A 10624-nucleotide genomic window follows, 5' to 3' on the forward strand; every position below is an offset into this window, starting at 1 on the left:
TTCGCGCTCGCCGCACCGTCGCGGCCGGTCGCGCCGTTCCTCGCGCCCCTTCTGGGCACCCTCTTCCGCGGAGGCAGGCCATCAGGGCGCGATCAGCCCCCCACCCGGGGAAGGACCGGGAACGATCTACGGGAGCAGGTCGGGCGGATCCGGGGTAGGGAAGGTGGCATGAGCGATACGCCGGCGCCGAGCGCCACCTACCGGATCCAGGTGCAGCCCGGCTTCACGTTCGCGCAAGCGGCGGCCGCGGTCCCGTATCTGGCGAGTCTTGGCGTCAGCCACCTGCACCTTTCGCCGGTGCTGGAAGCGGTGCCCGGCTCGGGCCACGGCTACGACGTGGTGGACCACTCCCGGATCCGGGCGGAGCTGGGCGGCGAGCAGGGCCTGCGGGACCTGTCCCGTACCGCCCGGGACCACGGCCTCGGGCTGATCCTGGACATCGTCCCCAACCACATGGCCGTACCGGCCCCCGAGCACCTGAACAGCGCGCTGTGGGCCGTCCTGCGGGACGGCCCGGGCTCCGCGTACGCGCAGTGGTTCGACATCGACTGGGCCGCCCTGGACGGCAAGGTGCTGCTGCCGGTGCTGGGCGAGCCGCTGCCCGACGTGATGGACGAGCTGTCGGTGGTGCACGACAAGGCCGCCGGCGGCACGGTGCTCGCCTACTACGACCACCGCTTCCCGCTGCGCCCCGGCACCGAGGACCTGCCGCTGCCCGAGCTGCTGGAGGCCCAGTGGTACCGGCTCGCGTACTGGCGCACCGCCCGTACCGAGCTGAACTACCGCCGCTTCTTCACCATCTCCGACCTGATCGCGGTGCGGGTCGAGCGGCCCGAGGTCTTCGCGGCCACCCACGCCACCGTGCTGCGGCTGCTGCGCGACGGTGTGGCCGACGGGCTGCGGATCGATCACCCGGACGGCCTCGCGGACCCGGCGGGCTATCTGCGGCAGCTGGCCGAGGCGAGCGGCGGGCGCTGGACGGTGGTGGAGAAGATCCTCCAGCGCGACGAGCCGCTGCCCGCGGACTGGGCGTGCGCGGGCACCACCGGCTACGACGCGCTCGACCGGATCGACGGGCTGTTCACCGACCCGGCGGGCGCCGCCGCCCTCGACGCCTTCCACCGGGACTACACCGGCGCCGCCGACGACTGCGGCGGCCGGTGGGCGCCGACCGTGCGCAGAGCCTCCTACCGGGTGGTCACCGACGACCTGGCCGCCGAGGTCGCCCGGCTGCGCAGGGCCGCGGAGCGCGTCCGGGCCGCCGACCCCGAAGCCCGCCCGTACGGCCCCGACGTGCTGGACGACGCGATCCGCCAGCTGCTGGTGCGGGTGCCGGTCTACCGCCCGTACGTACCGCCCGGCGGTCCCGCCGCCCCCGCGGACGAGGCGATGCTGGAGCGGGCGGCGCAGGACGCCGGCGCGGCGAACCCGGCACTCGGCGGCGCCCTGGACTTCCTGCGCGACCTGGCGCTGGCCCGCCCCGCGGCGGGCACCGGCGCGGACGCCGGCGACTTCACGGCGCGCTTCGCGCAGGTCGCCTCGGCCCTGCACGCCAAGTCCGTCGAGGACGCCGCCTTCTACCGCTACACCCCGCTCCTCTCGCTGTGCGAGGTCGGCCGCGACCCGGGGCGGCCGGCCACCGCGCCGGCGGAATTCCACGCCTACTGCGCCGGGATCCAGCGCGACCGGCCCACCACGGGCACGGTGCTGTCCACCCACGACACCAAGCGCAGCGCCGACCTGCGGCTGCGGCTCGCGGTGCTGTCGGAGCTGCCCGAGGAGTGGCAGGACTGGATGGAGCGGCGCGAGGCACGCGAGGCCCAGGTCGGCTGCCCGCCCGCACCGGACCGGCAGGTGCAGTACACCGCTTATCAGACCGGCGTCGGCCTGGGCTTCTGCCACCCGGACCGGCTGGTGCCCGCGGTGCTCAAGGCGGTACGGGAGGCGGGGCTGCGCACCACCTGGACCGAGCAGGACGAGGCGTACGAGAAGGCGGTCACCGACTTCGTCGACGGCGGCCCGTGCGGGGTACAGGTCTACGACGTCAGCGAGTTCGCCGGGCGCCTGGAGCCGTACGCCACCGCCAACGCGCTGGGCGCGGCCCTGCTGCACCTGACGATGCCGGGGGTGCCCGACGTCTACCAGGGCACCGAGTTCCCGGTGCACACACTGGTCGACCCGGACAACCGGGCCCCGATGACCGGCCCGGTCGGCGGCACCCAGCGCTTCGGGGCCGACAGCACGCTCGAAGGCCTGCTGTCCGGCGGGCTCCCGCGCGACGCCGACGAGGCCAAGCTGCGGCTGACCGCGGTGGCGCTGCGGCTGCGCAGGGACCACCCGCAGTGGTACGGCCCGGCGGGTGCGTACGACCCGCTGGCGGCTGACGGCCCGGCCGCGGACCATTGTGTCGCCTTCGTACGCGGCGGCGGCGCGCTGACCGCGGTGACCCGGCTGTCCCGGCGCCTTGAGCAGGCGGGCGGCTGGCGGGAGACCGTACTGCCGCTGCCGCCGGGGCAGTGGCGCAACCGGCCCGGCGGCGGCACGTACAGCGGCAGGGTGCCGCTGGCCGAGCTGTTCGCGGACTCCCCGGTGGCGCTGCTCACCCGCTGAGCGCTGCCCGCCACCGTGGCCGGGGCGCCGACCCGCCGAGTGCGGCCCTCACGCCCCCGGCAGGATCGCCTGGTCGGCCTCGGGGAGCCAGTGGCGGGCCGGGTCGTAGTCGAGCCAGGACTCCTCGGCCGCCGCGGCACCGAAGGCGGCCAGCAGCCGGGGCAGGACGACGTGCTGCTCGCCGGTGCGCCAGATGGCGTGCCAGGCGTAGAGCGGGGTCGGTCCGGTGACCGGGATCTCGCGCAGGCCGCTGCCGTCGGGCACCTCGACGTCCGCGCACAGCAGCGAGAAGAGGCCGGGGTGGGCGGCGAGGTGGGCGAGGAAGGGGTCGAGGCCCAGGTTGATGCCGCCGAACTCGCCCGGCACCCCGAAGCGTTCGGTGAAGGCCCGGAGGAACTCCACCTTCGCGCGCGGCGCCGGGAACCACAGCCGGCCCTCCCGCAGTTTCGCCGGGCTGAGGGCGGGGGCGCCGGCCAGCGCACCGGCCCGGCTCATCACGGCCTTGACCGGCTCCAGCCTGACCAGCCGCCGGGTGACGGCGGCCGGCCACGGCTCGTCCAGCGCGTGGGTACGGCCGAGCGCGAAGTCGATCTCGCCGTCCCGCAGCCCGGCGAGCGCCGCCGGGAAGTCGGGCCGCAGGCTCAGCTCGATGTCGAGGCCGGGGTCGCGGGCGACGACCTCGCGGACCGTGCGCAGCGGTACGAACATATGGCCCCACACGCTGACCCGCAGTGCCCGCTCCTCGTGCCGCGCGGCGGCCACCGCGGCCTCCGCCGCCCGTACCAGCTCGCGCGCCGGGTCGAGGAAGCGGCGCCCGGCAGCGGTGAGTTCGACCCCGTGGCCGGTACGGTCGAAGAGCTTGCGGCCGAGCGCGTCCTCCAGCCGGGCGACCCGCTTGGACAGCGCCTGCTGGGTCAGGTACAGCTCGGCGGCGGCCTGCCCGAAGTGCAGCCGGTCGGCGGTGGCCACGAAGGCCCGCACCTGCGCCAGGTCCAGATCCACCGCCGAGCCCCCGTTCATTGCGCCTGCCCGTTCCTCACGCCTGCCCGGTCGGCAGGACGACCACCTGCCGCAGGTTAACGTGCGCGGGACGGCTGGTGACGTACGCGATCAGGTCAGCGATGTCGTCGGACGTCAGCGCCTCGGGAAAGGCCTGGAACATCCCGTCGAGCTGCGCCGACAGCTCCGCGTTGTCGATGTGGCCGCCCAGCTCGGTGTCGGTCAGGCCCGGCTCGATATTGGTGACCCGGACCCTGCGCGGCCCGAACTCGGCCCGCAGCGAGGCCGACAGGTGGGTCAGCGCGGCCTTGGTGGCGCTGTAGACGGCGTATCCGGGGAAGGTCAGATGGGCGCCGATGGAGGAGACGTTGACCAGGTCGGCCGGCCGCCCCTCGGCCCCTGCGGCGAGCAGGTCGTCGCGGAAGGCGTCGATGATCCGCAGGGCGCCGGTGAGGTTGGTGTCCACCATCCGCGCCCACTCGTCGCTGCGGCCCGCGTCGATCGGGTTGGGCAGCATCACACCGGCGGCGTTGACCACCAGGCCGGCGGGACCGTACGCGTCCCTGACCTGGCCGGCCGCGGCCCTGACAGACGCCTCGTCGGTCACGTCGACCGTGACGGCCAGCGCCCGGCCGCCATCCGCGGCGATCTTCCCGGCGAGCGCGTCCAGCCGCTCGGTGCGGCGGGCCAGCAGCGCGACCTTCGCGCCCCGCGCGGCCAGCAGGCGGGCGGTGGCCTCGCCCATACCGCTCGCCGCGCCGGTGACGACGGCGGTACGGCCGGCGAGGTTGCCGTAAGCAGTGGTGCTCATGATGCGTAACTCCCTGGGGTGGCCCGCGTGACGGGTGCTGCCGTGGTGGACGGCTCCACTGTGCGGCGGCCCGCGGGCGCCACCCAGGGTTGCGCTCTACCTGGGTCCGGCAGTACCAGGCTCGGCGCCCGGCGCTCGCTTAGGCTCGTACGCATGGACAACACGGTCGGCGATTTCCTGCAGTCCAGGCGGGCGAGAATCCAGCCGGAGGACGTCGGCCTGCCCCCGTACGGCAGGCGGCGGGTGCCGGGGCTGCGCCGGGAGGAGGTCGCCCAGCTCGCCGGGGTCAGCGTCGACTACTACATCCGGCTCGAACAGGGCCGCGGCAAGAACGTCTCCGACGCCGTTCTCGACGCCGTCGCAAGGGTGCTGCGGCTCGACCCGACCGAGCACGCGCACCTGCGGGACCTGGCCAGGCCAGGGCGGGCGGCTCCGGCGGCGCCCTCCGGAGGGGTACGCCCCGGAGTGCGGCTGCTGCTCGACAGCATGGCCGACTGCCCCGCCATGGTCATCGACCACCGCATGGACGTGCTGGCCTGGAACGCCCTCGGCGACGCCGTGCACGGCTTCGCCGGCGATGCCTCCCGTCGCAATATGCCGCGCCGGGTCTTCCTCGACCCGGAGGCCGCCGACCTCTACCCGGAGTGGGCGGCCGTCGCCGCCGAGACCGTCGCCTACCTCCGCTTCGGCGCCGGCCGCCACCCCGACGACCAGCGGCTCACCGCGCTGATCGGCGAACTGTCCATGAAGAGCGAACACTTCCGCCGGCTGTGGGCCGACCACCTGGTCAGGGAGAAGACGTACGGCGTCAAGCGGATCAGCCACCCCGTCGTGGGCGAGCTGAACCTCGGCTACGAGACGCTGGCGCTGCCGGGCGACGCCGACCGTACCGTCGTCGTCTACACCGCGCCGCCCGGCTCGGGCGCCGCGGAACGCCTCGCCGTGCTGGCCAGTTGGAGCGCGGGCGAGCGGTCCGCGTCGGCGGACGCGTCTGCCCCGGAGGTCTCCTCCCCGGACGCCCCCTCCCCCGGCGCCTTCCGCCAGCGCTGACAACCGGCGGTTGTCGAACCGTACGGAAGGCTGTTGGACGCCCCGCCTGAGCTGCGGTTCTCCTTGATCCAGCGGCGGTTTCGAAGCGAACCGCCGCACCGGACCGAGGAGCTGGCGATGAAGGCACTGCTGCCCACGGGGGACCCGGCGAGGCTGGTCGCGCACGGCGAGACGGAAGAGCCGCGGCCAGGCCCTGCCCAGGCGCTGGTCAAGGTCGAGGCCTTCTCCGTCAACCGCGGCGAGGTCTTCCGGCTGCACGGCGCCCTGCCCGGCGTCGGCCTGCGGCCGGGCAAGGACATCGCGGGCCTGGTCGTCCAGGCCGCGGCCGACGGCAGCGGGCCGCGCGCCGGCCAGCGCGTCGTCGGCCACCCGCCGGGCGGCGGCTGGGCCGAATACGCCGCCGTCGACACCGACCGGCTGGCGGTACTGCCCGACACCGTCCCGGCGGTCACCGCGGCGGCCCTCCCGCTGGCCGGCCTCACCGCCCTGCGGCTGCTGCGGACCGCGGGCGGCCTGGCCGGCCGCTCGCTGCTCATCACCGGCGCGTCGGGCGGGGTCGGGCACTACGTGGCAGAACTCGCGGTCGCCGCGGGCGCGGAGGTGACCGCGGTCAGCGCGACGCCCGAACGCGGGCGGCGGCTCGCCGGGTTCGGGGCCACGGTCGTCCACGAGGTGGCCGCGGCCGGCGGCCCCTTCGACACGGTGATGGAGTCCGTCGGCGGCGCCACGATGTCGCTGGCGCTCGGCCTTGTGCGAGCGCACGGTGACCTCATCTGGTTCGGGCAGGCCTCCCGTGAGCCCGCCGCCCTCGACTTCTTCTCCTTCTTCGACGGGCCGTCGTCGGCGTCCGTGCGCCACTTCCACTACGAGGACTTCCCCGAGCCCTACGCCGCCGACCTCGCCGCTCTCGTGCGGCTCGTCGCGGAGGGGCGGCTCCACCCGGAGATCGGGCGGCTCGCCGGCTGGGCCGACACGGCGACCGTCCTGGCGGACCTGCATGAGCGGCGCGTATCCGGCAAGGCCGTCCTGACGACGGGGCCGTGAACGGTCTCCCCGGCGGGGGGCTCACGGGCTCCACAGCTGCGCTGTGCGGGGGCTTGTCGCGCGTTCCTGACCCTGGCGGGCCGCGGCCTGCACCAGTCGGCGTGACCGAGCGCACACCCGCCGGCGGCAAGCGCGATGAGTGAATTTCGTCTGAGGTGCCCGGTACGCGGGCATGATCCTGCCCGGGACCGAACTGTCGGGGACCGGACGGGAGACGTGCGTGCTGTTCGAGGTGTGGGCGCCCGATGCCCAGCGGGTGGAGATCCTGATCGACGAGCGTGCCCACCGGCTCGGCCCTGACCCGGCCAATGCGGGCTGGTGGCGTGCCGAGCTGCCCGCGCCGGCGGGCACCCGCTACGCGTACGTGCTGGACGGCGGCCCGCCGCTGCCGGACCCGCGGTCGCGGCGGCAGCCGGAGGGACCCGACGGGCCGAGCGCGGTCGTCGACCACGACGCCTTCGCCTGGTCGGCGCCCTGGCCGGGCCGCGGGCTGCCGGGCGCGGTCCTGTACGAGCTGCATGTCGGCACCTTCACCCCGGGGGGCACTTTCGACGCGGCCATCGAACGGCTGCCGCACCTGGCCAGGCTCGGCATCACCCACATCGAGCTGATGCCGGTCTGCCCCTTCCCCGGCACCAACGGCTGGGGCTACGAGGGGGTGTCGCTGTGGGCGGTGCACGAGCCCTACGGCGGCCCCGAGGCGATGAAGCGCTTTGTCGACGCGGCACATCAGCACGGCCTCGGCGTGGTCCTCGACGTGGTGCACAACCACCTCGGCCCGTCCGGCAACCACCTGCCGCCGTTCGGCCCGTACTTCACGGACCGCCACCACACGCCCTGGGGCGACGCGGTGAATCTCGACGCGCCCGGCTCCGACGAGGTCCGCGCCTTCCTGACCGGCAGCGCGCTGGCCTGGCTGCGGGACTACCGCCTCGACGGGCTGCGGCTCGACGCGGTCCACGCGCTGGTCGACACCCGCGCGCTGCACTTCCTCGAAGAGCTGTCCACGGCGGTCGACGGCCTGTCGGCGGCGCTCGGCCGCCCGCTGTTCCTGATCGCCGAGTCCGACCTCAACGACCCGCGCACCACCGCCCCGCGCGAGGCGGGCGGCCTGGGCCTGCACGCCCAGTGGAACGACGACTTCCACCACGCCCTGCACACCGCCGTCACCGGCGAGGCCCAGGGCTACTACGCCGACTTCGCCGCGGCGGGACCCGCCGCGGTCGCCAAGACCCTCGGGCGCGGCTTCTTCCACGACGGCAGCTACTCCTCCTTCCGCGGCCGCCACCACGGCCGCCCGCTCGACCCCGCCACCGCCCCCGGCCACCGGCTGCTCGGCTACAGCCAGACCCACGACCAGATCGGCAACCGGGCCACCGGCGACCGGCTCACCCCCCAGCAGCTGGCCGCCGCGGCGGCCCTGGTGCTGACCTCGCCCTTCACCCCGATGCTGTTCATGGGCGAGGAGTGGGGCGCCGCCACCCCCTGGCAGTTCTTCACCGACCACCACGACCCGGAGCTGGGCGCGGCCATCACCCGCGGCCGGCGGCGCGAATTCGCCTCCCACGGCTGGGCCGAGCAGGACGTGCCCGACCCGCAGGACCCCGCCACCAGGGACCGTTCCTGCCTGGACTGGGCCGAGCAGAACAAGCCCGAGCACCACGAACTGCTGGAGTGGTACCGCGCCCTGATCGCCCTGCGCCGCTCCGAGCCGGCCCTGACCGACCCGCAGCTCGACGCGGTCACCGCCACCGCGGGCGGCCGTACGCTTCGGGTGGCCCGCGGCCCGTTCCGTATCGTGGTCAACTTCTCCGACGCCCCCGCCCGGGTGCCGCTCAACACGCCGTGCGAGATGGTGCTGGCGCGCCCCGGCTGCAAACTCCTGCCGGGTCCCGCCGTCCAGCTCCCCGCCCGCGGGGCGGCCGTCCTGCGGACCACGGGCGCTACGGTGGACGGGTGACGCAGACACCCCACTCCCCCGACAGCGCGCCGGTCGCGGACTGCGTGCTGTGCGGCGAGCCGACCGAACACCCGGCGAGCACCCGCGGCGCCACGTACTGCCCGGTGTGCGAATGGCAGGAGGCCCAGCGCAGCGCCTGCTCCGGTTAGGTCCCGAGCAGAGCCGCCCGGCTGGCGGCGACGTCGAAGCCGGCCTCCGGGTATTCGGGGCCGATCAGCTCTAGGTGCTCGAGCAGCAGCTTGGCGACCGCCCAATTGCGGTACCACTTGCGGTCGGCGGGCACCAGGTACCAGGGCGCGCTGTCGGTCGAGCAGCGGTCGAGGGCGGCCTCGTACGCCTCCTGGTACGCGGGCCACCGGGCGCGCTCGGCGATGTCGCCGTCGTTGAACTTCCAGTGCTTGGCCGGGTTGTCGAGCCGGGCCACCAGGCGCTCCTTCTGCTCCTGGTAGCCGATGTGCAGAAAGATCTTCACCACGGTGACACCGTCGTCGGCGAGCGACTGCTCGAAGCGGTTGACCACCCCGTACCGCCGGCTCCAGGTGGCCCGCGGCACCAGGTCGTGCACCCGGGTGATCAGCACGTCCTCGTAGTGCGAACGGTCGAAGACACCGATCTCCCCCGGTGCGGGCAGCGCCTTGCGGATCCGCCACAGGAACGGGTGCGACAGCTCCTCGTCGGTCGGCGTCTTGAACGCCTTCACCCGCACGCCCGTCGGGTTCAGCCCGCTCGCCACGTGCTTGACGGTGCCGCCCTTGCCCGAGGTGTCCATGCCCTGGAGCACCAGCAGCAGGCAGCGCGGATCACCCGACGTACTCTGCGCGAACAGCCGCTCCTGCAACCCGGCCAGCTGCTGCCGCACCTGCGCGGTCTCGGCCTTCGCCACCGCCTTGCCGCCCGGATCGCCGGGGGTCGCCCGGGTGTCGTAATCCGCCAGGCTCACCCCGCCCTGCGGCACCCGCAGCAGCGAGCGCAGCCCGCCGTCCGCCTTCTCGTGCTTGTCCTTGGCCATGCACAGATCCTGCGCCGGTTCAGGCCGCCCCGCCAGCGTCGTGCGGCGGCCCGGCCTCCCGGGCCAGCGCGGTCAGCCGGGACACCGCGCGGAAATACTTCTTCCGGTACCCCCCGGCCAGCAACTCGGGACCGAACAGCTTGTCGAACGGTACGCCCGAGGCCGTCACCGGTATCTCCCGGTCGTACAGACGGTCGGCGAGCACCACGAGCCGCAGCGCCGTCGCCTGGTCGGTGACCTCGCTCACCCCGCGCAGGAACACCGCCGCCACCCCGTCGCACAGCGCCCCATACCTGCTCGGGTGCACCGCCGCCAGATGCGCGGCCAGCGCTCCGAAGTCGTCGAGCGCCGACCCGGGCGTACGCAGCGCCGCCCGCGTCACCTGCTCGTCGGCGTACGGCTCCGGCGCCTGCGGCAGTCCGCGGTGCCGGAAGTCCTCACCGTCGATCCGGATACTGGTGAACCGCGCGGACAGGCCCTGGATCTCCCGCATGAAGTCCGCGGCGGCGAACCGCCCCTCCCCCAGCTTGCCCGGCAGCGTGTTCGACGTCGCCGCCAGCCGTACTCCGGCGTCGGCGAGCTTGCCGAGCAGCGTCGACACCAGCACGGTGTCACCCGGGTCGTCCAGCTCGAACTCGTCGATGCACAGCAGGCGGTGGTCCTTGAGCGCCTGCACCGCCGGCAGGAAGCCGAGCGCCCCGACCAGATTCGTCAGCTCCACGAACGTGCCGAAGGCCTTGCGCTCACGGGGGGCGGGGGTGGCGTGCCACAGGGAGGCCAGCAGATGCGTCTTGCCGACGCCGTAGCCGCCGTCCAGATACACCCCGCCGGCCGGCGGCGCGGGCGGCTCGCTCCTGAACCAGCGCCGGCGCGCCCGCGGCGCCTGGTGCCCCGCGAAGTCCCGCAGCCGCGCGACCGCCGCGGCCTGGCTCGGCTGGGCCGGGTCCGCCTCGTACGTCTCGAACCGCACGCCGTCGAACCGCGGCGGCGGCACCATCTCCTGAACCAGCCGCCCGGCCTCGACGTGCGGGCTGCGCCCACTGAGGGCAACCGGCTTGATCAGAGCGGAGGAGGACACGGCTCCTTAGCCTAGTGCGTACCCCCACGCCCGGCAGGCCCGGGGGCCCGCCCACCCCACAGC

The 10624-nt window shown here is 74.4% G+C and carries 9 protein-coding genes; 5 read left to right on the forward strand and 4 right to left on the reverse strand.

Features of this window, described 5'->3' with window-relative positions:
* Positions 1-168 precede the first annotated feature (168 nt).
* Positions 169-2610: a malto-oligosyltrehalose synthase gene (treY, locus tag V7E46_RS12690; protein ID WP_333768502.1), complete on the forward strand. Its 2442-nt coding sequence runs from the start codon at positions 169-171 to the stop codon at positions 2608-2610.
* Between the two features lie 48 nt (positions 2611-2658).
* Here treY and V7E46_RS12695 read toward each other — a convergent pair whose 3' ends face one another.
* Positions 2659-3630 (reverse strand): LysR family transcriptional regulator, encoded by a 972-nt coding sequence (locus V7E46_RS12695; RefSeq protein ID WP_333768503.1) that lies wholly within the window; start codon positions 3628-3630, stop codon positions 2659-2661.
* A 16-nt stretch (positions 3631-3646) separates the two neighbouring features.
* Positions 3647-4420 carry an SDR family oxidoreductase gene (locus V7E46_RS12700; protein WP_333768504.1) on the reverse strand — a complete coding sequence of 258 codons (774 nt, stop codon included), beginning with the start codon at positions 4418-4420 and terminating at the stop codon, positions 3647-3649.
* Between the two features lie 153 nt (positions 4421-4573).
* Here V7E46_RS12700 and V7E46_RS12705 point away from each other — a divergent pair, with 153 nt between their 5' ends.
* The 4 genes from V7E46_RS12705 to V7E46_RS12720 all read left to right on the forward strand — a co-directional run bounded on the left by V7E46_RS12705 (position 4574) and on the right by V7E46_RS12720 (position 8623).
* Entirely contained in the window at positions 4574-5470 is an 897-nt protein-coding gene (locus V7E46_RS12705) for a helix-turn-helix transcriptional regulator (protein WP_333768505.1), read from the forward strand.
* Positions 5471-5587: 117 nt separating this feature from the next.
* Positions 5588-6514, forward strand: a complete 927-nt coding sequence (locus V7E46_RS12710; protein WP_333768511.1) for a zinc-binding dehydrogenase — start codon at positions 5588-5590, stop codon at positions 6512-6514.
* A 172-nt stretch (positions 6515-6686) separates the two neighbouring features.
* Positions 6687-8474 (forward strand): malto-oligosyltrehalose trehalohydrolase, encoded by a 1788-nt coding sequence (gene treZ, locus V7E46_RS12715; RefSeq protein WP_443054138.1) that lies wholly within the window; start codon positions 6687-6689, stop codon positions 8472-8474.
* Positions 8471-8623 (forward strand): hypothetical protein, encoded by a 153-nt coding sequence (locus V7E46_RS12720; protein ID WP_333768506.1) that lies wholly within the window; start codon positions 8471-8473, stop codon positions 8621-8623. Before treZ ends, V7E46_RS12720 begins: the two co-directional genes overlap by 4 nt.
* On the opposite strand, the gene V7E46_RS12725 is transcribed toward V7E46_RS12720, so the two are convergent.
* Entirely contained in the window at positions 8620-9483 is an 864-nt protein-coding gene (locus V7E46_RS12725) for a PPK2 family polyphosphate kinase (RefSeq protein ID WP_333768507.1), read from the reverse strand. The two genes, V7E46_RS12720 and V7E46_RS12725, sit on opposite strands and share 4 nt — an antisense overlap.
* A gap of 19 nt (positions 9484-9502) precedes the next feature.
* The gene (gene zapE / locus V7E46_RS12730) at positions 9503-10561 is read right to left on the reverse strand and encodes a cell division protein ZapE (protein WP_333768508.1); all 1059 of its coding nucleotides are present in this window, start codon (positions 10559-10561) and stop codon (positions 9503-9505) included.
* Positions 10562-10624 lie beyond the last annotated feature (63 nt).

It is taken from the genome of Streptomyces sp. IBSBF 2435 (assembly GCF_036815005.1).
Taxonomy (GTDB): Bacteria; Actinomycetota; Actinomycetes; order Streptomycetales; family Streptomycetaceae; genus Actinacidiphila.